The 26,596-nt window shown below is 37.6% G+C and carries 26 protein-coding genes; 1 reads left to right on the top strand and 25 read right to left on the bottom strand.

Features of this window, described 5'->3' with window-relative positions:
* Nucleotides 1–7: 7 nt before the first annotated feature.
* The 6 genes from bioV to DYI00_RS01305 are packed head-to-tail and all read right to left on the bottom strand — an operon-like array spanning nt 8 to nt 7,444.
* Nucleotides 8–526, bottom strand: a complete 519-nt coding sequence (gene bioV / locus DYI00_RS01330; RefSeq protein WP_011577481.1) for a pimelyl-ACP methyl ester esterase BioV — start codon at nt 524–526, stop codon at nt 8–10.
* 3 nt (nt 527–529) lie between these two features.
* A complete protein-coding gene (locus tag DYI00_RS01325) occupies nt 530–2,182 on the bottom strand; it encodes an AAA family ATPase (protein WP_104709285.1) in 1,653 nt (550 codons plus the stop codon).
* A complete protein-coding gene (gene mtaB, locus DYI00_RS01320; RefSeq protein WP_104709286.1) occupies nt 2,169–3,425 on the bottom strand; it encodes a tRNA (N(6)-L-threonylcarbamoyladenosine(37)-C(2))-methylthiotransferase MtaB in 1,257 nt (418 codons plus the stop codon). Before mtaB ends, DYI00_RS01325 begins: the two co-directional genes overlap by 14 nt.
* A 5-nt stretch (nt 3,426–3,430) precedes the next feature.
* Nucleotides 3,431–4,987, bottom strand: coding sequence for a mechanosensitive ion channel family protein (locus DYI00_RS01315; protein WP_104709287.1), 1,557 nt, complete (start codon nt 4,985–4,987; stop codon nt 3,431–3,433).
* Complete coding sequence (gene aroB, locus DYI00_RS01310; protein WP_011577477.1) at nt 4,978–6,009, bottom strand: 3-dehydroquinate synthase; 1,032 nt, start codon at nt 6,007–6,009, stop codon at nt 4,978–4,980. Before aroB ends, DYI00_RS01315 begins: the two co-directional genes overlap by 10 nt.
* A gap of 4 nt (nt 6,010–6,013) precedes the next feature.
* Nucleotides 6,014–7,444, bottom strand: a complete 1,431-nt coding sequence (locus tag DYI00_RS01305; protein ID WP_041600264.1) for a COG3400 family protein — start codon at nt 7,442–7,444, stop codon at nt 6,014–6,016.
* 61 nt (nt 7,445–7,505) lie between these two features.
* On the opposite strand from DYI00_RS01305, the gene tgt reads away from it, so the two are divergent.
* Nucleotides 7,506–8,621, top strand: coding sequence for a tRNA guanosine(34) transglycosylase Tgt (tgt, locus tag DYI00_RS01300; RefSeq protein WP_011577475.1), 1,116 nt, complete (start codon nt 7,506–7,508; stop codon nt 8,619–8,621).
* Nucleotides 8,622–8,885: 264 nt separating this feature from the next.
* Here tgt and DYI00_RS01295 read toward each other — a convergent pair whose 3' ends face one another.
* From DYI00_RS01295 to DYI00_RS01205, 19 genes are all read right to left on the bottom strand, one after another.
* A complete protein-coding gene (locus tag DYI00_RS01295) occupies nt 8,886–9,872 on the bottom strand; it encodes a lipid A biosynthesis lauroyl acyltransferase (protein WP_011577474.1) in 987 nt (328 codons plus the stop codon).
* Complete coding sequence (gene waaC, locus DYI00_RS01290) at nt 9,869–10,879, bottom strand: lipopolysaccharide heptosyltransferase I (RefSeq protein WP_104709288.1); 1,011 nt, start codon at nt 10,877–10,879, stop codon at nt 9,869–9,871. The genes DYI00_RS01295 and waaC overlap by 4 nt, the downstream gene beginning before the upstream one ends.
* Nucleotides 10,876–12,330, bottom strand: a complete 1,455-nt coding sequence (locus DYI00_RS01285) for a Ppx/GppA family phosphatase (protein ID WP_011577472.1) — start codon at nt 12,328–12,330, stop codon at nt 10,876–10,878. The genes waaC and DYI00_RS01285 overlap by 4 nt, the downstream gene beginning before the upstream one ends.
* Before the next feature lie 10 nt (nt 12,331–12,340).
* Nucleotides 12,341–12,592: a YfhL family 4Fe-4S dicluster ferredoxin gene (locus DYI00_RS01280; protein WP_011577471.1), complete on the bottom strand. Its 252-nt coding sequence runs from the start codon at nt 12,590–12,592 to the stop codon at nt 12,341–12,343.
* A 55-nt stretch (nt 12,593–12,647) separates the two neighbouring features.
* Entirely contained in the window at nt 12,648–13,205 is a 558-nt protein-coding gene (locus DYI00_RS01275) for a beta/alpha barrel domain-containing protein (RefSeq protein ID WP_011577470.1), read from the bottom strand.
* Nucleotides 13,193–14,488 (bottom strand): tetratricopeptide repeat protein, encoded by a 1,296-nt coding sequence (locus tag DYI00_RS01270; protein ID WP_011577469.1) that lies wholly within the window; start codon nt 14,486–14,488, stop codon nt 13,193–13,195. The genes DYI00_RS01275 and DYI00_RS01270 overlap by 13 nt, the downstream gene beginning before the upstream one ends.
* 36 nt (nt 14,489–14,524) lie before the next feature.
* Nucleotides 14,525–14,923: a YkgJ family cysteine cluster protein gene (locus DYI00_RS01265; RefSeq protein ID WP_011577468.1), complete on the bottom strand. Its 399-nt coding sequence runs from the start codon at nt 14,921–14,923 to the stop codon at nt 14,525–14,527.
* Nucleotides 14,924–14,931: 8 nt separating this feature from the next.
* Nucleotides 14,932–15,471, bottom strand: coding sequence for a hypothetical protein (locus tag DYI00_RS01260; protein WP_041600181.1), 540 nt, complete (start codon nt 15,469–15,471; stop codon nt 14,932–14,934).
* A 10-nt stretch (nt 15,472–15,481) separates the two neighbouring features.
* Nucleotides 15,482–16,003, bottom strand: a complete 522-nt coding sequence (locus DYI00_RS01255; protein ID WP_011577466.1) for a PilN family protein — start codon at nt 16,001–16,003, stop codon at nt 15,482–15,484.
* Entirely contained in the window at nt 15,993–16,976 is a 984-nt protein-coding gene (locus tag DYI00_RS01250; protein ID WP_011577465.1) for a DUF8569 domain-containing protein, read from the bottom strand. The genes DYI00_RS01255 and DYI00_RS01250 overlap by 11 nt, the downstream gene beginning before the upstream one ends.
* Nucleotides 16,969–17,616, bottom strand: a complete 648-nt coding sequence (locus DYI00_RS01245) for a lysophospholipid acyltransferase family protein (RefSeq protein WP_011577464.1) — start codon at nt 17,614–17,616, stop codon at nt 16,969–16,971. The genes DYI00_RS01250 and DYI00_RS01245 overlap by 8 nt, the downstream gene beginning before the upstream one ends.
* 35 nt (nt 17,617–17,651) lie before the next feature.
* On the bottom strand, nt 17,652–18,968 hold the full coding sequence (gene miaB, locus DYI00_RS01240) for a tRNA (N6-isopentenyl adenosine(37)-C2)-methylthiotransferase MiaB (protein WP_104687433.1): 1,317 nt from the start codon (nt 18,966–18,968) through the stop codon (nt 17,652–17,654).
* Between the two features lie 9 nt (nt 18,969–18,977).
* Entirely contained in the window at nt 18,978–19,220 is a 243-nt protein-coding gene (locus DYI00_RS01235) for a nuclease (protein WP_011577462.1), read from the bottom strand.
* Nucleotides 19,221–19,358: 138 nt separating this feature from the next.
* On the bottom strand, nt 19,359–20,585 hold the full coding sequence (locus DYI00_RS01230) for an adenosine deaminase (protein WP_011577461.1): 1,227 nt from the start codon (nt 20,583–20,585) through the stop codon (nt 19,359–19,361).
* Nucleotides 20,573–21,706 (bottom strand): amidohydrolase family protein, encoded by a 1,134-nt coding sequence (locus tag DYI00_RS01225; protein ID WP_011577460.1) that lies wholly within the window; start codon nt 21,704–21,706, stop codon nt 20,573–20,575. The genes DYI00_RS01230 and DYI00_RS01225 overlap by 13 nt, the downstream gene beginning before the upstream one ends.
* Before the next feature lie 9 nt (nt 21,707–21,715).
* Nucleotides 21,716–22,435 (bottom strand): cytochrome c biogenesis protein CcdA, encoded by a 720-nt coding sequence (locus tag DYI00_RS01220; protein WP_011577459.1) that lies wholly within the window; start codon nt 22,433–22,435, stop codon nt 21,716–21,718.
* A gap of 57 nt (nt 22,436–22,492) precedes the next feature.
* Nucleotides 22,493–25,063: an ATP-dependent Clp protease ATP-binding subunit gene (locus DYI00_RS01215; RefSeq protein WP_104709289.1), complete on the bottom strand. Its 2,571-nt coding sequence runs from the start codon at nt 25,061–25,063 to the stop codon at nt 22,493–22,495.
* Nucleotides 25,064–25,136: 73 nt separating this feature from the next.
* A complete protein-coding gene (locus tag DYI00_RS01210; RefSeq protein WP_011577457.1) occupies nt 25,137–25,895 on the bottom strand; it encodes a DNA-methyltransferase in 759 nt (252 codons plus the stop codon).
* On the bottom strand, nt 25,892–26,587 hold the full coding sequence (locus DYI00_RS01205; protein WP_041600263.1) for a BsaWI family type II restriction enzyme: 696 nt from the start codon (nt 26,585–26,587) through the stop codon (nt 25,892–25,894). Before DYI00_RS01205 ends, DYI00_RS01210 begins: the two co-directional genes overlap by 4 nt.
* Nucleotides 26,588–26,596 lie beyond the last annotated feature (9 nt).

Here is a 26,596-nt window from a genome sequence, read left to right as displayed (position 1 = left end):
ACCTTTTTTAAGATTTTTGCAACAAATGGTTATAGCTTTTAAACTGCCACACTTGGGCTAAAGGCATGAAAAATTCCAACAAAGCTTGAATATCAGTAATTTTGTCTTTTAAACCGATAAACACTTCAATTTTCACGCCTTTTTCTAATAAAAGCCTAATTGTATGATCACTATACTTGTAATTCAATAAAAATTCCAATTCTTCTAAAGAACCCATTTTTTTAAAACGCTCTAATTGAGCGTCCAAACCCACTGCTTGATAAAAGTTATCCATGTAGCTTTGTGGGTCTTTTTGAAAAGAATAAAGTTGCAATCGTTTGAACGCCAAACTCTTATGGGCCAACATGCAAGGCGAAAACAATAATAAGGAATTGATGCGTCGTTGTTGTAAGACTTCATTATAGGCGTATTCTATCGCCTTAATAGCCCCCATAGAAAAGCCTGACACATCATAAGCCCCTTTTAAAAGCCACTCTTCAAACAACACGCTTTCATTAACAAACCCAAAACCACTAAAAAAACGCATTTTTCACCCATTCAATAAATCATACAAATTAGAATACTCTAAATATTCTTGCTCTAACAACAGAGCGCTCAATCGCTTGCAAGTCGTTATTTGTGGTTTTAAAAACTCCAATTGCTCCTCATAAAGAGCGTTCAAGGACTCTTTTGTAGGGGCTAAAAGAAGCTCACTAGCCATAAATTCATTTAAAAATTTCGCTTTTTGTAAGTCTTGTTTGGACAAACTATAACGCTCCTTATAGAGCAACTCTAAAATAATCGTCCCACTCAAATACACTTTAATATAATTTTTAATCTCGCTTTCGCTATGGATTTTATTTTCATTAAACACAATAAATTCCCCTAATAAAGGCACTTTATCAAATTCAATTTCTAGCCAATACGCGCTTAAGGCTTTCGCACTTTGATATAAAGCGACTAATTCCTTTTGGTTTTCATCTAAAGTTTGGGGCTTTTTCTTGCCATAAGCGATCTTGTCTTTCACTTCTAAAATATCGCTATGAGTGATTTCTGTCCGTTGGTGTTTTAGGGCGTTTAGAACGCTTTCATTGATTAAAGTCGCTAACATCGCCCCACTAAAACCCACGCAAATTTTAGCGATCTTAAGATAGTCTAGCGCGTGTTTTTTATTTTCTAAAAGCTTTTCTAAAATGCTTTGTCTCTCTAACAAATCCGGTAAAGAGATGAAAATACGCCTGTCAAATCGTTTACTCCTTAATAACGCTTCATCCATCACTTCCATTTGGTTGGTCGCTCCTATCACCACCACCTCATCATTTTGCAAAAACCCATCCATTTCGGTTAAAAGCTGATTGAGCGTGGCTTCTCTTTCATCGCTCCTATGCCCTCCCCTAGCCTTACCCAAGGCATCAATTTCATCAATAAAAATAATAGAGGGGGCATGTTTTTTGGCATGCATAAAAAGTTCATGCACTTTTTTAGCCCCAGCGCCTACATAAATTTGAGAAAACGCGCTCCCGCTTTCATAAAAAAACGGCACTTTAGCTTCACTCGCTAAAGCTTTAGCGATCATGGTTTTCCCCACTCCAGGAGGCCCGATTAAAAGCACGCCTTTAGGGAGGAAAATCCCTAAATTCTGGTATTTTCTAGGGTTTTTTAAATAATCTATCACTTCTAATAATTCTTCTTTAACTTCACTCACCCCTGCAATATCTTCAAAACGCACCCCTAATGCATCGTATCGTTGGAATGCATTTTCTAATTCATTTTTAGCTGCGCTCTCTAAACTCGTTTTAGTATTCAATCGTTTGGGCAAACGCCAAAAGATCCCAAAAAGCATGCTAGAAATAAAAAAAAGCAACGCTAAATTCATTTTAGAACCCTTGCTTAAATTTTGTCGTTTTTCTATGGGCATGTTTTCTGGGATTTTATAAGCCCTTAAAAAGGCTTCTTTGTTGGTTTTATAAAGCCCTTTATTAGCATAAAAATAATTTTCATCTTCAATTAAAGTTTGTTTGGGGTGGGATTGGATCACATAGAAAAAGTCCTTACTAGATATGAGCCTAGAAATATCGCTGAAAATTAAAAAAAGAAGCAAGCAAAAAGTAAGGATCAAAAACCCTAACGCCAACACAAGCGAGCGGTTTTTGATGCGTTTAAAAGGGTTGATGAGATTTTCTAAACTTTTAGAAAATGGCATAATTTTCTCTCTCCTTAATTTCATACTCTTTGATTTCTAAAAAACTAGCCCTTAAAGGCTTATCGCTTTTGATTTTAATGGGGTTAAAAAATTGATCCAAGGCTTTAAATTCGCCATCTTTTTGCGCTTCCACTAAAGCTTTTAGGGGCGTGTTACGCTTGAGTTGCAATTGTCTGAACACCTTATTTTTATGAAAAATCAAATCTTTAATCGCATTCAAACGCTTTTTAGAAACTTCTAAACTCACGCTATCATGCATCAAACTAGAAGGGGTATCTTTTCGTTTGCTATAAATAAAAGGGTGGATATGCGTTAAAGGCAAGCCCTCTAAATTTTCAAACGCCTTTTCAAAAACGCTTTCACTCTCGCCCGGATGCCCTACAATAAAATCCGTGCCGATAGCAAAATTTTTAGAAGCAATTACCTCTAATAATTCCCTATCGCTTTTCACGCGATTCCTCCTGTTCATCCTCTCTAACATGAAGTCATGACTATGCTGTAAAGCGATATGCAAATGTTTTTCTAAAAAATCCTCTTCTAAAAGCTCTAAAAACTCATCGTTGATTTGATTAGGCTCTAAGCTCCCAATTCTGATGCGTTTTAATCCAACAATTTGGCTTAATTTTTTAATCAATCTTGCGATATTACTCTCTCTATCTTTCCCATAGCTCCCCACATTAGTGCCGGTTAAGACCACTTCTTGAACCCCTTTAGCGCATAAAAGGCCCGCCTGCTCTAAAATTTTTCTTTCTTCAAAACTCCTAGCTCTCCCTCTCACGCTTGGGATAATGCAATAATTGCAATCAAAATCACAACCCTCTTGAATCTTAATAAACGCCCTAGTCTTGCCCACAAACTCGCTCACCATCGTGGTGTCTAAGTGCTTGTTTTCTAAATTATCATCTATGAAAAAACGCTTTTTTTCTTGTAAAAGCGTATTGATCTTTTCTTTATTGTCATGCCCAAAAACGCCCTTTAAAAACCCTTTTTCAAAAAGCTCTTTGCCTTGAGTTTTCACCCCACAGCCAGTGAATAACACTTCCTTATTCAAACGCACCATTTTTTTAGCGTAGCTCCTTACCGCGCTATCAGCCCCATTAGTTACGGTGCAAGAATTGATAATAATAATATCCGCTTCATTTTCTTCTAAAGTCGCGCTAAAATCCTTTAAATTCTCGCCCATCACTTGCGTGTCAAAAAGATTCGTTCTGCACCCAAAAGTTTTAAAATAGACTTTTTTCATTCTTGTTACCTTTTATTCCCAAAGCCATCGCCCTCAGTATCCACTTTAAGCAATTTGCTGGTGGTATAAGCGATATGGATATTTTCTTCTTTCAAAAAAGCTTCAATAATTTCAGCCGTAATCTTGCTCCTTAAAGACAAAGTGGCATACGAATTGGTTTGATACCACACTGAAATCTTTATCCCATTATTTTCAGGCATCAAAAAGCATCGCGGCTTCACGCTCAAACTCCTTAAAGAATACCTGTCGCGCATTTTATTGAGCTGTTTATAAGTAATATCCGTGTATTCTTTAGACAATTCTGTCGCGATATTGAGTGCAATTTTAGAAGCTTTTTTAAAATCAGAATCAAATGTCACGCAAAAATCCACCCCATCCCAAACCGTTTTCATGCCAAAATGGCTGTAATTGGCAAACATGGTAGTGAAAATATAATTATTAGGCACAAAAACAATCCGGCCCGCTCTTCTGTTATTAGAATAAGTGGTTAAGGTCACATCTTCTAAAATCGTAATGTGCAACATAGAAATATCCAACACATCGCCAATAAAAATATCAGTCCCTTTAGCGATACGCACCCTATCGCCCACATGCACACTCCCTCCGATCAAAATAATAAACCACCCAAGCAAGCTCATGAACAAGTCTTTCATCGCAATCGCCAAGCCCGCACTCGCAAAGCCTAAAACCGTGACTAAATAAGTCACATTTTCTAAATAAGAAAAAAGAAAGATTAAAACAATCACGCTCACATTCACAAAGTTAATGGCTTTATTAACGGTATAAACGCGCTCGTTATTTTCAATGTATTTACTGGAAATGACTTTTAAAATCCACGCAAACACCACGCTCAAAAGGGCGGTTAAAAACACATAAAGCAATTTTAAAAGCTGGTTTTTGATTTGGGTTTTTACAATGCTAACGGCTTCATCGCTGTCTTTTTGAAAGATCCCAATCGTGGTTTTTAAAATGTTTTGAGCCCCTTGCAATTCTAATCGTTTGGCTTGAGTTTGATAAATCTCATCGCTCAATTTCGCGTTTTTATCCAATGCCTGCCATTGACTTAAAAGCTGGTGTTTTTCATCTAAAAGCTTCAAAACCTCTTCTAAAGCAATCTGGTTGTTTTTAAGGTCTTCATGCTTTAAACGCATGCTTTTAATGAAAGAAATGCCATCAATGATCGCAATAGGGTTGGCGATATTGGGGATATTGGGGATATTGGGGCGCTCTATCAAGTCCTTAAAAGGATTGACCCCATAGCTTTCAAACATTTTTTGTTGGGATTCTAAAGCCTTTAAGGTATGCTCTAAAGTGCTAATCTTTAAGAGATCCTTATTTTTTTGGAATTTCAAGTGCCTTAATTCCTGCCTCACGCTCTCTTTTTCAGTATAAATTTGGTTGTAAATCTTATAGTTTTCAAATTTCTTCAACCACACATTATCATCTTTAGTGAGTTTTTTATCCACCAAAGCCATTTGTTTTTGTATGGACAATAACTCTTGGCTTTTATCTTCTGCACACAACAACAAAAAACAAAAGAATAACAATACCCTTAATGCCATTTTTCTAACACCTTTAAAATCGTTTCTTTAGGGATATGAGCGGCTATTTCAAACGCCCCAATGCCTTTAGGTAGAATGAATTTGATCGTCTTGTTTTCGCTTTTTTTGTCTAAAAACAAACTTTCATAAAATTTTTGAATATCTAAAATTTGATAATGGAATATCAAATCAAATTTTTTTAATAAATTTTCTATGCGTTCATGCTCTTTTAGAGTGAGCATGCCTAAAGAAAGGGCTAAATCATTGGCCATGCACATGCCAATAGCGATCGCTTCGCCATGCAAAAACCGCTCATAATGAGTCTCTTTTTCTATCGCATGCCCAAAGGTATGCCCATAATTCAACCCAGCTCTGATATTTTGCTCTTTTTCATCTTGTGTAACGACTTGAGCTTTTATTGTAACGCTTTGAAAAACCACTTCTTCTAAACAATCTTTTAAATCCTTTGTTTCTAACACTTCTACCAGGCTTTTATCAAAACACACCGCCATTTTAATGATTTCAGCCACCCCTGCTTGGAATTCCCTTTTTTCAAGGGTTTTTAAAAAAGCTAAATCAATATAAACCGCTTTAGGCTGGTGGAATGATCCAATCAAATTCTTACCATAAGCTGTATTGATCCCTGTTTTCCCCCCCACGCTCGCATCCACTTGAGAAAGTAAAGTCGTAGGGATATTGATAAAATCAATCCCCCTAAAATAAATACTGCTCGCAAAACCCACCATATCGCTTATCACTCCCCCACCAAGGGCTATCATTAAAGAATGGCGGTTTAATTGCATTTCAAAGGCATTGTTTAAAATACGCCCCAAAGAATTCAAGTTTTTGTGCTTTTCTCCAGACTCTATCACGCACGTGCGCGTTTCTAATACATTCAAGCGCTCTAATAAATAAGATAAATGCAAGCCAGCCACAATGCTATCGCTCACAATGAGCGCTTTTTGTTTCAATTCAATGGCGGGCAATTCCCCCAAAAACACTTTATAGCTTTTTTCTTTTAAAGGGATTAAAATTTCTCGCATTCCTTCACTCCGCTACGGGAATAAAAATTTGAGGGTTATCGTCGCTTAAAAATGCCAATTTTTCCACTTTAGTGGATAAAAACCACAAAAAGCGCGTTTTCGTGATGCACGCTTCAAAAGGTATAAAATGCAAAATAGGATCTTTTAAGGAATTGAGATGCATGATAGGGTTTTTCGTGTCCGTTTGGAAAATCTTAATCTTGCGGTTGAGCGCGTTGGCTAAATTTTCATAATGATTGACAATCTCGTTTTTATAGCGTTTGTTAGGGTCAAAATCATAGAGCAACAAGCTTAAATCCATTTGCATAGACACATCAAAGATGACTGAAGACATGTCCTCATTAATATCCAAGCTTTCATTCAAAACCACAACGCTTTGAGAGACTTTAGACAAGCCAAAAGCGTTGGTTTTATAAACTGGGGTGGCTGTTTTATACAAGGCTTTGCGGTGTTTTTTGGGTAAAAAAAGCTCCCTGCCAACCATGATCAAGCCCATTTTTTTTTGATGGTCTTCATGGAGCTTTTGGATAAAACTTTTCCCATAAAAATCAAAGTTCACTTCAATGCCCTCTGTTTCTAGCGCTAAAAATTTATGGTAAAACTTAGGGCTAGTGGGGTGTAAAACCTGGATATAGAGCTTATAGCTTTTTAAATGTTTGTGCAAAAACAAAGCTTGATACACATCGCGCATCATCGCTTTTTTGCTTTGTGAACGCATATCAATGTATAAATAAATGCTCTTCCCAAAGGGGGCTGGGAATTGCCCCACATGGCTTTTGACCTGAAGATACACTGCGTTTAAAATTTCCGGATTGCCCACCACTAAAAGAATGTCTCTTGGCTGAATAACTAAAGATTTAGTGGCGAGTAAAAAAACATCGTTGCGATAAAGCCCTACGATTTTGTATTCTTTTTGCCTAATAGAGCCAACATGCCTGTAAGCAAAAATACTCCCAAAAGGCACGCCAATCTCCATGATTTCGCCCTTCCCTAACCCAAACTCTCTAGGGGTGCTAGGGATATTAGGCAAGCGGGAAATAAACTTATTGGCTAAAACTTCAAATTCATCAATCAAAACCAGTTTTTCACTTTCATGCTTTTCGTCATTTTCGTTTTCGCCCTCTCTTTTCACGCTCAAAACCACGCGCATGCGTTTGAAGTGGGTTTGAATGATTTTGTGGATAATGCGTTGCTCTTTTGCATCTTGCATGATCAAAAACAAATCGCTCACCTCATCATCTAGCGCTTGCAAAAGCCTGAAACTAGAAGTCGCATCAAAGCAATAAAACGCGAAAGTGCTTGGGTAATTTTTAGGGATAAGATTCTCATCTTTGACAACCACTATATAAAAATTATGACTAGAATAATGCCTTAACACCAAGTCTAAAAAATTTTTTGCTACAATGCCATCTAAAATAAGGGCGATTTTTTTCAATTCCAATCCAAACTTCCTAAAAAATGATTACGCCATTATATCCAAGATTAAGGCTTAAACAATGGATTTTCAACTCCAGGCTGTCGACAAACATGCACGAGCTGGTATTTTAAATTTAGTGCATTCTCAAGTAGAGACACCTATTTTTATGCCTGTAGGCACACAAGGCTGTATCAAATCTTTAGACGCTATTGACATGCAAGAACGCTTGAGCGCTAAACTCATTTTAGCCAACACTTACCACATGTATTTAAGACCGGGTGAGAAAGTTATCGAGCAATTAGGAGGCTTGCATCATTTCGCTCAATTCCATGGGAGTTTTCTAACGGATAGTGGGGGGTTTCAAGCCTTTAGTTTGAGCGATAATGTTAAATTGCAAGAAGATGGGATTGTTTTTAAATCCCATCTTGATGGGAGCAAGCATTTCTTCACGCCCACTAAAGTTTTGGATATTCAATATTCTTTAAATAGCGATATTATGATGGTTTTAGACGATCTAGTGGGCTTACCTGCTCCACTAAAACGCCTTGAAGAATCCATCAAACGAAGCGCTAAATGGGCAAATATTAGCCTAGAATACCACAAAGAAAACAACCGCCCTAACAACAACCTTTTTGCCATTATCCAAGGCGGCACCCATTTGAAAATGCGTAGTCTTAGCGTGGGATTAACGCATGGTGGTTTTGATGGCTATGCGATAGGCGGTTTAGCGGTGGGCGAAAGCACAAATGAAATGCTAGAAACTATCGCTCACACCGCCCCCTTACTCCCTAAAGACAAACCTCGCTACTTAATGGGCGTAGGCACGCCTGAAAACATTTTAGACGCTATCAGTTTAGGGGTGGATATGTTTGATTGCGTGATGCCCACAAGAAACGCCAGAAACGCCACCCTTTTCACGCATTCTGGCAAAATCTCTATCAAAAACGCGCCCTATAAATTGGACAACACCCCCATTGAAGAAAATTGCACTTGTTACACTTGCAAACGCTATTCTAAAGCTTATTTGCACCATCTCTTTAGGGCTAAAGAACTCACTTACGCTCGTTTAGCGAGCTTGCACAATCTGCATTTTTATTTAGAGCTGGTTAAAAACGCTAGAAACGCCATTTTAGAAAAGCGGTTTTTAAGTTTTAAAAAAGAGTTTTTAGAAAGATATACAATGGATCGTCAATAAAAAATATCAAAGAGTTTGACGCTAGTCAGGTGATAACTTTTTAAAAAATGGGATTTTTAAACCTTATCTTTATGGTAAAAAACTCATTTTCTTAAGGGAATAGGGGGGTATTTTGAAATCATTCTCCCCTACAACCCCCTTAAGAAACCCCCTAACCCAAGAATACCGCTTAAGAAAATACCGCTCGCTCACGCAAGCTCTTTAGCATGTGATTATAAAAAATGCTTTCAGCATTTTTTAAATTTTATCATTCCACTCAAAACCCTACCTTTTATAAATCTCAGGGTGGGTGCTTTTAAAACGCCTATGAAACCAAAAATAACTTTCCGGATGCTTTCTAATCACCTCTTCGCACAAACTCGCTTGGGCTTGAGTGCATTCTAAAATATCCTTTTCAGCGTTATCGGTGATTTTAGATCGAATGCTTTCATAATAAGTCGCTGTGTAATGCGAATAATCATCATTAAAATCAATAAATACCGGCTGGATGTCTATATCATAACGGCGCGATAAAATAGAAGCGATCGTGGTGTGCGTGGCGTCTTTATCAAAGAATTTCACCACCACCCCATCTTTATGCACGACATTTTGATCCACTAAAATCCCCACCAAGCCATTGCCTTGATTATACATTTTAATGAGTTCTTTCATCGCCCCTACTTTATTGACAAAACGCACCCCAAACGCTTCTCGCCGGCTCATAATCATGTGATTGATGGGAGCGAATTTAGTCAAGCGTCCCAAACACCCCCTACCATAATCCTCATAATATTGCGCCAAAGTCGTGCCTACCGCTTCCCAATAGCCAAAATGCATGCACAAAGTGATCGCTTGGCCTTCCCTATTTAGAGACTTCCACACATTTTCTTCATTGATGAGCGTGAAACGAGAATCGTATATATCTTTAGGGATAAAAACCACTCTAATGGTTTCTAAAATAATAAAAGCAAAATTTTCGTAACCCTTTTTAATAATCCGTTTTTTCTCCTCTTCGCTTTTAGAATCCCCAAACACAAAGTCCAAATTGGCCTTAGCGTCAAAATAACGGCGCCTATCAAAGGTCCTCATCAGCCACGCCACAGCCTTAATGCATCTTAAAAACCACAAATGGGGCATTTTAGCCAAAACAAACCCTAGAATATTCACTAAAAATTCCACGATAAAAATGCTCAAAATGCGCAACTCTGTTTTAAAACCCTTGTCGTCTTTGTTTAATATTTTTTCATGTATGAGTCGTTCTTTATAAGTCATTCTTTCTCCTTTAAAAGGTTTAAAACGCATTCTTTAATGCGTTCAGGCTCTATATTTTGGATAGAAAAATCCTTTTTATGATAGCTGGCGTTTGAATTACCGGTGAGTGAAACATTGATCGGACTTTCCAATTTAAAGCGCTCCATAGGGGTGTTTCCATAAAGGGTGATACTGGCTTTTTGTAACGCCCATGCCAAATGCGTAATACCCGTATCGCCCCCAATAATTAAATCCATTCTAAAAAGCAACGCCTTAACTTCGTTTAAAGTGAGTTTAGGGAGCAATAAAACATCGCATTGGTTTTTTAAAGTGCAATAAAGTGCAACCGCCTTTTTTTCATCCGCATGCCATAACAAGCAAATTTGAACGCTTTCTAGCATCAGCGCTAACTCTTTAAAGCGCTCTATGGGGTAAGTTTTATTAGTCTTAGAAGTTTCTAAAACAAAAAGGATTTTAGGCTTATTTTCATTCAAATTTAATGCGTTGATTTGTGAAGAATTTTGATAAGAAAACACTTTAGCCCTAGAGGTTAAACTCTCTGAAATCTCTTTTTTAGGCAAGTTTAGGGCTTGAGAAATAAGCGTGAAATTGCGCTTTAAAATAGACTCATCATAAGCGATAGAAACTTTTTGCGAATAAAACAACGCGCTCAAACCCTCTCTAGCTGAAGCATAATCAAAGCCGACTTTTTTAGGGGCTTTTAAACATTGCGTGATGATAGCGGATTTGATCAAACCTTGCATGTCAATGATTATATCATATTCATAAGCCCTTAAAGATTTAAAAAGTTTGAAAATCTTCAAAGGGTTAAAGCTTTTGAGCGTGCCTTTTAAAGCGATAGGGTGTAATTTATCAATATAAGGGGAATGCTCTAAAATCGTGCTAAATCTTTCATCTACAAACCATTCTATTTGAGCGTTAGTAAAACACTCTTTAATCATCGCTAAAAACACCGCGCTCACGATAATATCCCCAAGCGCTGAAAGCCTTACAATCGCTATTTTCAAGCAAACTCTATCATCAAAGGAATGGGCTTAATGAGTTTAGGCAGCATTTCTTTAGCCAAATAAAGTGCATCATTAGAGTGGATCACAAGCTTGTTTTTTTCTAATTTGTATTTTAAATCGTGGCTGTCTGTCATGCACAAATTTTCGGCTAAAGAAAGGATAAAACTCAGCCATTGCAAGGTCAAAAGGCTTGGCATCATCGCGCTGATATGAGCGATAGCGTTGTCTTTAGGGATTTTTTTATGGCTAAATTGCGCTAATAAGCAAATGATCGCCCTATCTTGGTGGCTAAAGCCATAACTCAAAGCGTTTAAAATAAAATATGCGCTGTGCTTGTGGGCTAAATAAATATTTAAAATCTTACCCATGCTCGCTAATTCCCCAGCAATCTTTAAATGGAAAAGGTATTTTTCATCTATTTTATGCAAAGGCGATAAGGCTTCAAACAATTTCACGCATTCTTTTTTGACCTTTTGGCTGTGCTTTTCATGGGGTAAAAAGCGATCTTTTAAAGAGGTTAAAGAAGGGTTGATATTGGGGGGGAATTTATGGTAATGGTGACGCAACAAATCGCTCAAAAACACGCCTTCTCTCACCCCTACGCCACTAGTGATCATCAAGGAAGTTTTTAAATGCTCCAGCACAACTAATAAAATCAACGCCCCACCCCTGATGCTATCTAAACGCTCTTCATTCACCCCTAAAAGCCGCAGTTTGTCTTCTTTAAGCGTGATGATTTTTTCAATGAACGCTAAATTTTTATGCACATCTACTTCATAACCATGCAAAGAATCAATGGGATAATCAAAGCGTTTCATCAATGCTTTACTCAACGCCCTAATCGTCCCCCCCACCCCAAAGGCGTTTTTATGCTTAAAGGGGAGTTTAGAAATTTCTTGTTGGATAAAGGCTTTAGCCGATTTGATATTCAAGGCTTTATCCAAAAACATTTCTTTAATACGGATCGTGCCAATATCAAGCGAGATGAGATCCTTAATCTTGCCTTTTTCAATCAACGCACATTCGGTACTACCCCCTCCAATATCTATCGTGATCCCTGAATTTTTATGCAACAAATTCGCGCACGCAATCCCACCATAGAGCGCTTCTTTTTGCCCATCAATCACTTTGATTTGCAAACCGCAAGCCTTTTTCACCCTTGATACAAATTCCAATCTGTTAGGGGCATCGCGCACCGCTGAGGTCGCCACGCATAAGATTTTTTTGCTTTTGTATTTGAGGGCGATTTCTTTAAACTCACTCAAGGCTTTGATGGCTCTTTGCATAGGGACTTCTTGCAAAACCCCTTTAGAAGCGTAACAACCCTCAGAAATCCTAACCCTAGATTTTGTCTCAAAAAGCAAGTAAAACCCAAATTGGCTTGTCTTTTTAAAGACTGCCAAACACACCGAATTGGAGCCAATATCAATCACGGCTGTGATTTTAGCCATCAGTAAGCCTTTAACCTTGCTCTTGCAAGCTTTCGTATTTGTATTTCAATTCCTCTATGCTTTCTGTATTGTTAGGATCCGGTAAAATCGCATCCACAGGGCAAACGCTCACACAACTTGGCTCATCATAATACCCATAACATTCCGTGCATCGATCCGGATCAATGTTATAAATAGGATCACCCTCTTCAATCGCCTCACTAGGGCACTCTTCTCTGCAAGCATCGCATGCAATGCATTCATCATTCACCAATAATGACATGATAACTCCTTTTAAAAAGTTTAAATGCGATTTTTACTCAAAATTAGCTTAAAATTCAATCTAAAAAGACTATTTTTTTTTGATTTTGAGAATGAGAGATTTTTTCCAACACGCCTAAAACCCCTAAACCTTTCAAATAAGCATGATTTGGCTTGTCAGTTTCCACAAACACGCTTAAGCCCAAACGGCAAGCAAAATCTATCATGCCCTTTAAATCCTCTTTTAAAAGCCCTTCATCTAAAATGACTCCATCAGTGCCTTGAACGAGCGATTCTAAAAGCTGGTAATGGCTAATGAAAAAATCCTGTTGGACAATCATAGAGCTTGCATGGCGGCGCAACAACCCTAAAACTTCCAAGTCAAACACGCTTGGCACGCCTAATTCATACAAACCTTTGAAATTGATGATCACGCAATCTGTATGGGTGTTTTCTTGTAAAAGTTTTTCTAAAACCTCGCTAGGAGTTACAAAAACATAGTTTTTAGTTTTAGAAATGACTCTAGGCAAGTAAGGGTTATACGACAAACTTTTACCTAACATTTCATAAGAGAGCATGCCCTCTTTTAAGGCTAGGCTTTTTTGCAAATTCTCTAAAATCCCTACTTCTTGCATTCTTGGATGATTTTATGATGCTCTTTTAATTCAGGTTCAGCTTGGATAAGATCTTTAGCGATGGTAGAAAAGATTTTTTTAGCCTCCAAGCAATTCCCCAACTTGTAATAACCCCATGCCAAAGAGTCCAAATAAAGTGCAGAGCTAGCGTCTAGGGCTAAAGCTTTTTTAACCAAATCCATGCCCCTTTTAACATCCATGCCATAATCTATTAAAGAATACCCTAAAAAATTATAAAAGAAAGCGTCTTGTGCGTCTTCTTTGTCTTTGGTTTTAGCAAGCCATACTTGGCGCTCTTTGGTAGCTTTTTCTAATTTTTGGATGATAGGCAGCATCTCTTGTTTGGTGAGTTTTTTATTTTTCATGCTCAAACTTTCATAATGATAAATCGCCTCTAGCCCTAAAAATTTAGGATCTTTTTTTTCTTGATAGATCAAAGAGGCTTGTTTGGAAGCTTGATCAAATTTCTTTTGTGCAGTGTATAAATCCAGTAACAAGCGCCTGTCAAAGGGAAACAATTCTGCGATCTGTTGGGCTTTATCAAATTCTTTCAATAAAATCAGCACCCCAATATAAAGTTGGGCGTTTTGCACGACTGGGTTTTTTTCATATAGGCGAGCGAAAGTGGTTTTAGCCAAATTTAACTCATTAAATTGCGTGAAAGTGCTGAGCGCTTTTTGGCATAATTGCTCTGAGCAACCATACCTGTCTATGTGGGATTGCAACAAATCCAGGCCCTCTTTTTTACGATTTTGCAAAAAGTAAATCGTAATAATTTTTTCAAGGCTGTCTTCATCATGCACTGCATTATAAAACTTATTCAATAAGGGGAAAGCCTTATCCAAACGCTTTTGAGACAAATACAAAGTCCCTAACACATTGTCTGTGCCTATGGTTTTTTCTTCTTTACGGATTTTTTGCAACAACGCGATCGCCTTATCAATTTGCCCCATTTGTGCATAACCATCCACTAAAATCTTATTGATAGAGAGATCGTTACGATTATTGGTGATTTTTTGATAGAGCATGGCTAAATGCATCGCGGTTTTAATGTCCCCTAAACTCGCCGCTGAAATGGCTGCCTCTTTAGCATAAACCACCTTATTAGTTTGCTTGTAAAGACTCATATACCCCTTTTGAGCCGCTGCAAAATCCCCCCTATGGAAAGCGTCTGAACTCAATAGAATTTGATGATCTTCTGAAAGGGGTTCAGCCTTGAGGCAAGAAAGCAAGCTAAAAAGCAACAAACTCGCTAAAAATCTTTTTTTTATTGGAATATCCATGACTTTATTTCCTTTTTGTGTCACTAAAAACACATTTTAGCGCACTTTAGTCTCTTTAGTTTTTTGTGTGATGCCCAAACAACTTTTGCAAAAAGCTTCCTTTTGCTCTTTAGAAAAGCTTTTCACGCTCTCCCAAAAAGGAAAGGTTTGGCATTGTTTGGGGCGTGCGCTATAAATCTGGCATTTTTTCGTCTCTAAATCCAAAAACACGCACGCCAAACCCAAATCTTTAGCGTCTTTTTCTAATAAAGAGAACTTATACCCTACCTTTTTAACATATTTTTGGCTAAATTCTTCCAATTCCAATTTTAAAAAAGCGCTAATTGTTTGCATTTCTTGGATCGTTACAAAAATATACCCGCTTTCCCCCACGCAACACTTTGCCCCACAATTCTCGCATGCTTTATTGTCAAAATTAAAATCAAAACCACCCATAAATCGCCTTATTGCAAACCAATATTCACGCTAAATTGCACCAACAACCCATCATTATCTTTAGAAATCTTTAAGGGTAATTGGCTTTGAGCGCTGGGTAAATATTTGTTAAGCAAGGTGAAAAAAAGATAAGTCTTTTCTAATTCGCTCACTCTAGCTATGATAAAAAATTGGGTTTCTTGAGAGGGGTTTTGAGAGAGTAAGGGCTTGATCTCATAGCCATCAAAACATTTTTTTAAAATCTTTTCTAAGATATTTTTGGACTCTTCAGCGTTAAAGATTTTCAATAAAGATTCGCCCGTCTCTTTTTGATTGCGATAATTCATAAGGGCTGTTTCAAAATGCCTTTGCGCGTATTCTAAAACGCTTTTTTTGCGGTTTTCCTCTAAAAGGATTTTTTTTAATTCCAACATGCTCGGCCATAGAAAATATTCGGTATTAAACCAACTCAACAAGGAAAAAACCCCTAAAAAAACAAGGTTTTTAATGATAAAACCCACATCGCCTGATTGCTCTCTATCCAGGTGTGAAAAATGCAATTGTTTCATGTTCCTCCCATCAAGGGTTGCTTATCAATAAGGAATTAGAAGAGTTATTGGAAACAAAATTAAACCACCCATCGCTTAAGGGGAAAAATTCCACGCTAGAATAATCAAACATGGGGTTTAACTTGTTTTGGAATAAAAAATAAAAAGCCTCTTTAGAAGGGGCTTTACCGCTAATCACCACGCTTTGCTGATCTATTTCAATGCTATTGATAGTGATAAGATCTGGCACAATATTCAAAAGCCCTTGTAAAACATCGCGCACATCGTCATTGTAATTCAAACGCTTTTTAGCCTCTTTAATGAGTTGCAAGGTTTCAGCGGTTTTTGCTTGCAAACGGCTAGTCTCATGGCGGTAAAGCTTTTCTTGGATTGTTAAACTAGCTATGTCATTTTGAGCGTTATCAATGGCATGGTGCATAAACCCCACTAACCCTCCAATAAGAACAAGCGATAAAAAAATGTAAAAAATCCAGATTTTAGAAAGCTTGCTGATAAGGTATTTCGCTCTTGGCTCAATGTAACTAAAACGCATACTTTTCATTCTCCATGCACGCTAAAACATTCAATTGCTCCACTAAAGAAAAATCCAACCTATCCACTTCCATCATCAAAGTTTCTTGCAAATGCATCAACGCCTTTTGGTGGATTTGGCAGCTGTCTAAAAGAATGACTTTTTCCACAAAATCTATATCCCTAGAGTGATAAACACTGCACAAGCCTTCTTGCAAAGCGTTTGCAATTATGGGGATATTCGTCATGCCTTCAATCAAACTATAAGCGTCCTCATTATTTTTTTCCTTATTGTCCTTACTGCTATTTAATCCCATCGCTTCTTCAAGGCTGTCAATATCTTCTTGGATTTCACTCAAAAACGCCTTCATGCTCTCATCATTCAACTCCATAGAATCTTCTTCCTTGCTCTCTATAAACTCTTCAGGTTGTTCTTCTAAAAACACGGATTGGGCCAAAAAAATCTCTTTTTTATCCGCAATCAAAAAATAAAACCTTGAACGCTCCAAAAGCAAATACAATAACGGCTTTTCTTCTAACCTGTCGTGCACAAATTCATAAATAAGGCTAAAAGGCGAAAACAAAAAATCCACATCCTGGACTTTAAAACGCTTAAAATCCTTTAAAAAATCTTTAGACTCCACATAAACGCAATATTTTTGATTGATTTTGCAAGCCAAATAATCCTGGTTTTCTTGCTTGATTTGTTCAAACGCTTGCTTTTCGCATAAAATTTCTTTGGCTTTAACCATCGCGCTAAAATAAGTATAAGGGTATTTTTGGCTATAAGTTCTGGCGATTTTTAAAGCTTGAAGGGGGACTTCGCCGTTTTTCGTTTCCACTTTCGTCTTAAAAGTTCTAAAAAATTTCTCTTTAATGCGGTGGTTTTTAATCCTTAAAATTTGAGCGGACAAAAGGTTGTGATCCACATTAAAAGAGATATACACTTGAGAGCAAAACTTTTCTTTAAACGCTTTTTTTAACCCTTTAAGCACCTAAACCCCCTTCTTTAAAATCAGCAGAATCCATGCGCGTTTTTAAAAATTCTTTCGCCTTTGAAAGCTCCCATTCTTTAGGGATTATTACAGATTCTAACATGTGGTAATGCACTTCGCTAAAAGGCTTAGGGATTTCAAATTTATCCCAAGTATTAAATTGCCATGCGTTTTTGCAAACCACCCTGCATGCACTAATCCCCACACCTGATTTTTGAGCCAAAGCGATCACCCCATCCGCTATGCTGTGTCGTGGGCCTTTTGGGCCATCAGGCGTGATAGCGACATCATAACCCTCTTTTAGGCGCTTAAGCCCTTCTATCAAAACCTTAACCCCCCCTTTTTTGCTAGAACCTCTAATATTTTTAAACCCAAAGCTTTCAAACAAACCCGCCGCAATAGAGCCGTCAAAATGCTGGCTTGTAATCACATAAATACAAGGTTTTTTAAGCCTTAAATACGCAAACCCAATCATGCCAAGCTCGCCATGCCAACAGCTTGCAATGAAGGGTTTTTCTTTTAAATTTTGAGCTAAAAAATAGCGGTTTTTACAAGTTTTATGCAACAACCAAAGGACCCCAAACGCCAAGCGCGGAACAATCCTTAAAACGATATTTTTTCTAAAAATTTTTAAGCTCAACTCTTGCCCTTAACCCTACTCTTTAGTGGTTGCTCTTATTGGTTGTTTTTGGTGGTCGCCATCAAGCGCCCTTTAACATGAGAGATGATTTCTACTTCCACAAGCTCGCCCGGATTTCTTTTTTCTTTACAAGTTACTTCAATGAACTTCCCTGTATCGCTACGCCCTTCAAAACCCACGATCTGCCCATCAACTTCGTGCCTATTTTCCACCAACACCACATGCGTTTTACCCACTTCAAGCCTAGCTTTTTCTTCTAAAATTTCTTTGTGTCTGTTTTGTAACCTTTCTAATCTTAGAGATGAAACTTCTAGCGGCACTCTTTCTTTCCAAGCTCCTGCTTCTGTGAAAGGGCGTGGGGAGTAAATGAAACTATAAAGCGTGTCAAAGCGCACTTTTTCTAGCACCTCCATCGTGTCTTCAAAATCCTTATCGCTCTCATTAGGAAAGCCCACGATAATATCCGTGCTAATGCCCACTTCAGGCACTAAAGCCTTTAATTTTTCCACCCTGTTTAAAAACCACTCTTTATTATAGCCCCTTCGCATCATCTTTAACACCGCACTAGATCCGCTCTGTAAGGGCATGTGGATACTCTTACACACTTTAGGGTTTTTCGCAAAGCGCTCTAAAAATTCATCATTCATGTGTAAGGGGTGGGGCGAAGTGAATCGTATCCTTTCAATGCCTGGAATTTCGCTTAATTTATCCAACAAATCGCTAAAATTCACTTTCGCATGCTCACTGCTAAAACGAACGCCATAATTATTCACATTTTGCCCTAAAAGCATGAGCTCTTTAGTGCCGTTATTCGCCAATTTCTCAGCTTCTTTTAAGATCAAATCCATAGGGATAGAAATTTCTTTTCCCCTAGTGTGCGGGACAATGCAATAAGTGCATTTTTTATCGCAACCTATGGAGATGTTTAGTAACGATCTGACTTCAGCCTTTTTTTCAAAAAACTCAAACGCATACGAACTTTCATCATAATCAATCGCCACCTCAACGGCTTTTTCTTTATGGATAACTTGAGAGATTTTAGACACATTCCTAGCCCCTAACACAAAGCTCACGCTTGGGGATTTTTTCAAAATATCCGCTCCCATGTGGCTTGCGGTGCACCCACAAACCCCAATTTTGGCATTAGGTTTTTTGATTTTAGCGAATTGACCGATTTCTGAGAATAATTTTCGCTCAGGCTTTTCACGCACACTGCAAGTGTTAATCAAAATCAAATCCGCTATTTTAGGGTCGTTGGTCTCTTTATAGTCTAGTTTGGATAACTCGCTTAATAAATGCTCGCTATCCCTAGAATTCATTGCACAACCCATTGTTTCAATATAAACTTTCAACACAAGCCTTTAAATAATGTGCAATTCATAAAGAAAATCTTTTTCATCAGTGCTGACCCTCACCTCATCTAAATAGGCCGTATGACCTTTTTTTTTGAAAAAATCCAACGCCTTGAGCATGTCTTTGTGGGCGTTTGTGGGGGCAAAATAAAAAATAGAACGCTTGTCTTCAGTGAATTTTTGATACAAATCCTCTAACTCCACGCTTTTGGTGTCTGATTTTCTTGTGTTTTTGGCTAAAACTAATTTCATAAACTCTCCTTAATATTGATTTAATCCTCTCATTTTAACGCATTCTGTCTTTAGAATAAATTAGACTTTTTTATTTTAAAAAATGCTAAAAGCATTTTTATTTAGAACTCCTTAAAAACAAAACCATCAATTACTTTTTTAAGTTACCCTTTTCCCCCCTAAAAACAAGCATTCCACCTCTTTAGCATGCAATAAAAATTGTAAAATCGCTTGCTCTTTAGTGAATTTTTCATTAAAACCAAACACGCTCAGATCCGCCCTTTTGTTGACTTGTATCTCGCCATTATTCAAAGCTAAAGCTTTAGCCCCATGACGCGTAGCCCCTAAAAGGGCCATTTTGGCTAATTCTAATAACGGCATGTTGTGGGTGAGCAAAAACGCCCTTAATTCATCTAAAAGGCTCAGCGAAATATTGGAGCTCAAGCCATCAGTAGCAACGCTCACGCTTAAATTTGCTTCTCTAACCCTTTCTAAATCCAAAGCTTTCCCACTTAACAAGCGGTTAGAAAAAGGGCATGTGATTAAAAAAGCGTTTTCCACTTGAGATTTGATCCTTTTTAACGCCTCCAAAGAAGCGAATTGGTTATGCACGAATAAAGTGTGCGTGTCTTTAAACATGTCAATATAATCATTCGCGCCTTTATAGAGCGATTTGAAATTAGACTCTTTCAAAAAATGCTGGTAAAAATTCTCAAACCACCCTTTAGAATTTTCTACCCATTCTAGTTCTTCAAACGATTCTAAAAAATGCGTAGAAAGCAGGCTTTGTGAATCTTTAGCCAGTTGGATAACGCTTAAAGCCATGTCTTTTTGAACCGAATAAGGGGCATGCACAGCGAGAGCGGCTTTGAGTTTTTCATCTTCTAAATTTTTTAACTCCTTAAATTTTTTCTCAAACGCCTTTAATTTTTCTAAAGAATAGCTACTCCCTAAAAACTCCAAAAACACGACGGCATTCAAAGGGCTTTCTTTCAATAAACCCACTTCTATCAAGTGGTTAGAAATCGCCCCCACACTCCCTACTCCGCTTTTTAATTGCGTAGTGATGGCGTTTTGGATAGCCCCTTGGCAATTTTCTAAAATCACCCCCCCATTATTCAACACGCTCCCTAACCAGCCAGAAAAACTCCCATAATCAAAACTCGCCTTGTTGTTGGAAAATTCAAAATGGGTGTGCGTGTTGATAAAAGCGGGCAAAAGAACGGAGTTTTCAAAAAACTGCACTTTTAAGTGAGGGTATTTGAGCGTCAAATTGTGGTAATCGCCCACTTCAATAATGTTTTCATCAAAGACTACGCCATGATCTTCTAACACTTCGCATTTTTCATTACACAAAAAAACTAAAGACGCTCCTATGATTTGCATGCATTCTCCTTAATAAATGTGGTTTGCCCTTTTAAGATCATTCTTTGAATTTCGCCATGCAATTCTAAACCATAAAAGGGCGAATTTTTATTACTCACTCTTATTTTAGCGTTTAAATCCACAATCATGAGGTTGGCTAATTGATTTTCTTTAATCTCGCCTGCGTTGAGTTTTAAAAACTTCGCTTGATTAAATGCCATAACCTTAATAAGTTGTTGCAAACCAATAACCTTTTTTTGAACCAAAAAAGTGTAAGCCACGCTAAAAGCGTCCTCTATGCTCTCACACCCAAAAGCGCTTTCTTCAAAAAGCTCTCCGTTAGAATTTTTAGAAACATGAAGGCTTGTGAGCATAGCAATTTCGTTATTTTTTAAGGCGTCTTTTAGGGCGTTTTGACCTTCTTTGTCCCTTAAAGGAGGGGCGATTTTAAACCTTGGATCATAATATTCATACATGCTTTCATCTAGCACTAAATGGCTTAAAGGCACTTGGGCTTGCAATTTCGCTCCTAAATTATTAAAGGCTTTGATGAGTTTGAGCGTGGTGGTACTATTCACTTTATCTAAAAGCATAGGGATTTGTAACGCTCTAGAAACCTCCATGAAACGCACTAGTTGCGTGTTTTCAAACGCATTTTCTACAAAGCTTTGCCCCAATTCATAGGCTAATGCCCCACTATTTAAGGCTTCAAAAGAATTTTTTAAAGAGATTAAAAGGGGTAAATGGTAGGATTTTGCATAATGGCTGATGAGCTCTAAAAAAGCATCGGACTCTATAATTAAAATTTCCCCCCCTTCTTTTTTAAGCGTAGCGATGTCGGCTAGTTGGTTGTTTTTGAGTGCCATGATATTTTTAATGCCGCTTTGACTGCAATTAAAAATATTGAGTAACCCTACCCCCCCTTTAAAAGCCTTTTGTTTTAAATTTTCATAGCCTTCCAAGCAAGTAACACTCAAATCTATAAAACTTGGCAACACGAATAAATTTTCGCATTCAATCACTTCTTCGCTACCACTAGGGTTTAAATTTTCTTTAATCTCTGCAATAAGGGAATTTTTTAAGCGGATGTCTGCTCTTTTTAAACCACCATCATCATAAAATGAAGCGTTTTTTAAAAGCACCATTTCCTCCTATTTTTGTAAGAAATTCGTCAAGCTTTCCATAGAGTTGGTCACAATCAACACCCCCATTAAAATAAGCACTAACCCTGAAATAATTTCAATAATGCGGTTGTATTTCTTTAAGGATTTTAAAAATAAAAGCGCTCTTTCTAACATTAAAGCCACCAATAAAAAAGGGATCGCCAAGCCCATTACAAACACCACCATAAGCATCAAGCCATAAGCGTCCTTGCTCGCGCTCATGATCACTATAGAAGTGAATACCGGTCCAATGCATGGCGTCCAACCTAAAGCGAAACTCATGCCTAAAAGAAAGGGGTAAAAGCGTTGCATGCCATTAGACTTGCTTGTCAAACGAACGCTTTGAGTTTTATATAAAAATGCAAAACGAAACACGCCTAAAAAATGCAACCCAAAAAGGATCACAATCCCCCCGGCGATATAATTCACCCATGCAAATGAAAAGCTATGGATAAGCTTGGCCATAGACATGCCCACGCCCAAAAACACGAGCGAAAACCCTATCACAAACATCAAGGATTTTAGAAAAACCGAAACCCTTTCAGCCTTACCATCTTTAATATCCTCTAAAGAAATTTGAGAAATATAAGACATATACGCTGGGATCAAAGGCAACACGCAAGGGCTTAAAAAAGTCAAAATCCCAGCTAAAAGCGAAGTCAAAAGAGGCGCTGTCTCAAATAAATTGATGAGCGTATTATCAAACATAGTTTTTAATCCTTTTTAAAAATAATTATTTCTTATATTTTTTAGGATAATAAAACCTCACTTAATTTTAGGCACAATTTCGTTATTTTCTACCACAAATGCCACGCTATCATTTTCTTTGATTTTATCCTCTAAAATGAGTTCAGCGAGCTTGTCTTCTACCATTTCGTATAACGCGCGTTTTAGTGGTCTAGCGCCATAGAATCTGTCAAACCCCACTTCTGCGATCAATTCCTTTGCCTTTTCATCTAAAGCGATGTTAATACCCCTTTCAAGCGCTTTTTTTTGAATGTTTTCAAAGAGTATCCCCACGATATTAATAATGGCATGGCTATCTAGCGCGTTAAAAGAAACGATTTCATCTAAGCGGTTCAAAAATTCTGGCTTGAAGAATTGTTTCAAGCTCTCTTTAATGGCTTTTTGTTTATCATCTTCACTCAAACTTTCTTCTAAAAGCGCACCGCTAGCGACATTACTAGTTAAAATCAAAATCGTGTTTTTGAAATCCACTCTCACGCCCTTACTATCGGTTAAATGCCCTTCATCTAAAACCTGCAACAAGAGGTTAAACACATCCGGATGGGCTTTTTCCACTTCATCTAACAGCACCACGCTATAAGGTTTTCTGCGCACCGCTTCTGTCAATTGCCCGCCTTCTTCATAGCCCACATACCCAGGAGCAGCCCCAATAAGACGGCTTATGGCATGCTTTTCCATGTATTCGCTCATGTCAATTCTTATAAGATTTTTATCGCTATCAAACAAGAATTGTGCCAAAGCTTTAGCGCTCTCGGTTTTACCCACCCCTGTGGGTCCTAAAAAGAGAAAACTCCCTATGGGTTTATTGCTATCGCTAAGCCCAGCCTTATTCCTTTTAATCGCTTTAGCGATCGCTTTGAGCGCTTTTTCTTGCCCCACCACTCTTTTTTGCAATTCTCTTTCAATGTTTAAAACCCTATTCTTTTCGCTTTGGAGCATTTTTTGAACTGGGATGTGCGTCCATTGACTCACAATTTCAGCGATGTTGTTTTCGGTTAAAGCGTTTTGCAAGAGTGCACCACTTTGTTGCATCGCTTCCCATTTGTGTTGCAATTCTTTTTCTTTCTTTTCATTTTCAGGGATTTTAGAGTATTCAATTTCAGCCGCTTGCTGGTAATCCCCATTGCGTTTAAACCTCTCAGCCTCTTTTTTCAAATTTTCCATTTCCATTTTCAAGCGTGAAATTTCTTTAAACACTTCTTTTTCATTTTCAAATTGCACTTCTAATTTGATTTTTTCTTCTTTCAAATCGCTCAATTCTTTAAGGATTTCTTGCATGCGTTTGTTATTGCTCTCTTTTTTTTCCATTTCAAGGGCTTGTTTTTCCATTTCTAATCTTTGAATGGAGCGCTTGATGCTAGAGAGTTTGGCCGGCTCTGATTCCATTTGCATTTTTAATTGAGCCGCCCCTTCATCAATCAAATCAATCGCTTTATCAGGTAAAAACCTATCGGTAATATAACGGCTAGAGAGTTTAGCGCTCGCTATGAGAGCAGAGTCATTGATAGTGATATTATGGTGCGTTTCTAAAGTTTCTTTTAACCCCCTTAAAATCTGTAAAGCTTCATTGATGCTAGGTTCATTGAGTAAAATAGGTTGGAAACGCCTTTGTAACGCCATATCTTTTTCAAAATACTTGCGGTATTCTTTCAAAGTGGTCGCTCCAATCGTGTGCAATTCTCCCCTAGCTAGAGCCGGTTTTAAAATATTAGCCGCATCCATGCCCCCTTCACTAGCCCCAGCCCCCACAATCGTGTGGATTTCATCAATGAATAAAATCACATTCGCGCTTTTTTTAACTTCTTCAATCACCTTTTTCAAACGCTCTTCAAACTCGCCTCTGTATTTCGCTCCAGCTACTAATAAGCTTAAATCTAAAGCGATGACTCGTTTGTTTAAAAGCGTTGTAGGCACTTCTTTGTTGACAATGCGTTGGGCTAAACCTTCCACAACAGCCGTTTTCCCCACTCCAGGCTCACCCAATAAAATAGGGTTATTTTTTGTTTTTCTTATTAAAATTTGCATCATGCGAATGATTTCTTCATCTCTTCCGATCACCGGATCAAGCTTATTTTCTAAAGCTTTTTGCGTTAAATCAATGCCAAATTTTTCTAAACTTTCTAAATTAGAATCATCATTTTTATCCTGGATAGTCGCACCTTTTCTTAAAAACTCTAAAGTTTTTTGCAATTCTTTAGTGTCTAAATAGGGCTTTAAAACGCTTTCAAAAAGACTCATATTGACCAAAAGATACACATCTACGGCGATGAAAGAATCGCCCATTTTAGCGCTCAAGCCTTGAGCGTTTTCAAAACTTTCTATTAGAGCTTGGTTTAATTGGATATTTTGTTTGTTGATTTGTGAAACTTTAGCAAACTTGCCTAACTCGCTTTGAACGCTAAGCCTTAAAGCTTGAATATCCACAGACATTTTTTGTAAGGCTTGAATGAGAATGCCTTGGGAATTATTAAGCATCGCAAAAAGCATGTGCAAGGGCGTTACTTCAGCGTTTTTGTGGTGTAAGGCTAGAGCGAGTGCACTGTCTAAAGTCTCATGCAATTGGTTGGTCATTTTTTCAAATAAATTCATTATCAATCCTTTTTGAGTTTTAAAAATTTTTACTATTTTACACTATTTTCGCTCTCAAAGGTTTTTAAGAGGCTCACACTAGTGACAAACTCTCTAAAATACGCTTTTTAGACAACTCGCAATATTCTTTTTCAATTTCTAATCCCACGCTAAAACGCCCTAAAGCATTTGCCTCTAAGAGGGTGGTGCCAGAGCCGCTAAAAGGATCAAAAATCGTGTCTTCCAAAAAAGAAAACAATTTAATGCAACGACTGGGTAATTCCCTTGGGAATGGGGCTGGGTGTTTTAAGCGTTTTTTGGATTCGCCGCTAAAACTCCAAAGCCCATTCGTGTAGAGTAAAAATTCCTCTTTGCTGATCGTAGAAGTTTGTTTTTGGCGTTTGTATTCATTTTTATAAAAAACAATGATTAATTCCACAGGAGCGATAGCATAAGGCGCGCTAGCTTGCAACCAACTCCCCCAAGCGGTGCGTCTTGAAATATTGCTTTCATTCCAAATGATCGTATTTTGGTATTTCCAACCGCATTCTTTAGCCACTATAGTCATATCTGCCCCCAAACTTTGCTTGCCGTGTTTATTCGTGTCTAAAGGGACATTTAAGCACAATCTCGCTTGCTCCTTACCCCAAAAATAACAATTTTTAAACCAATTTTTACACCAATTCAAATAATCATCATAAGCCCTAAAATCGTTACTCCCTTGATATTCAACACTCAAATTATAGGGCGGTGAAGTAACACACAAATCATAAAAACCTTTTTCAAAAGTCTCTAAAACGCTCGCATCGCCATGGTATAAATGCAATTTATCTAAACTAAAATAAGGTTTCATAAAAGCCTTTTTAAGTCTTCTAGTAAATTTTCTATGCCCTTGATTTTAAAACTTTTATCAAAACCACTTTGGGCTAAATAGATGCCATCTAATTCATGCTCCATAACGATCCTAGCTTTTTTAGGCTTGTCTTTAAAACTGATCTCATCATCGTTATCCGGTGTTATCATAAAGACTTTAATGTGAGAAGTTATAGGCGATTGTAAAAGTTTTAATTTCCAATAAGGCGTTTCTGTGAAACGCTCTCTAAACGAATTTTTTACCGATAAAATCGCTAGAATTTTGATATTATCCTTATTGATTTGATAAAGAACAATATCTCCATCAGGTAAAACGCTATATTCTCCAAAATGCACCAATAAAGCCCGTTTGACTCTATCCAACTCGCCATTAATGCGCTTAGCCCTTAAGGTTTTATCGTTCGTCATTTTTGCATTGTTTTTAATACAAAAATCTTTTAATAAAAGTTCTATGATTTTTTCTAACGCTCTTCCAATAACACTCACAAAGCCTTGTCTGGCTAAAATACTAGCCTCTTCTTTGCTTTTATTTTGCTGGATATAATCGTTTATTTTACTATTCAAAAAACGTTCTTTTTCTTGCGTATAAAAAACTTGCAAAAATTTGTAAGGCTCAGGCTGTTCTCTCATAAAATCTTTAAAACGCTCTAAAATCGTATCGGCTAAACTCACTTCAAACAC

It is taken from the genome of Helicobacter acinonychis (assembly GCF_900461455.1).
Lineage (GTDB): Bacteria > Campylobacterota > Campylobacteria > Campylobacterales > Helicobacteraceae > Helicobacter > Helicobacter acinonychis.
The sequence above is the reverse complement of the archived record's forward strand: the minus strand, read 5'-3'. Positions and strand labels throughout refer to the sequence as shown.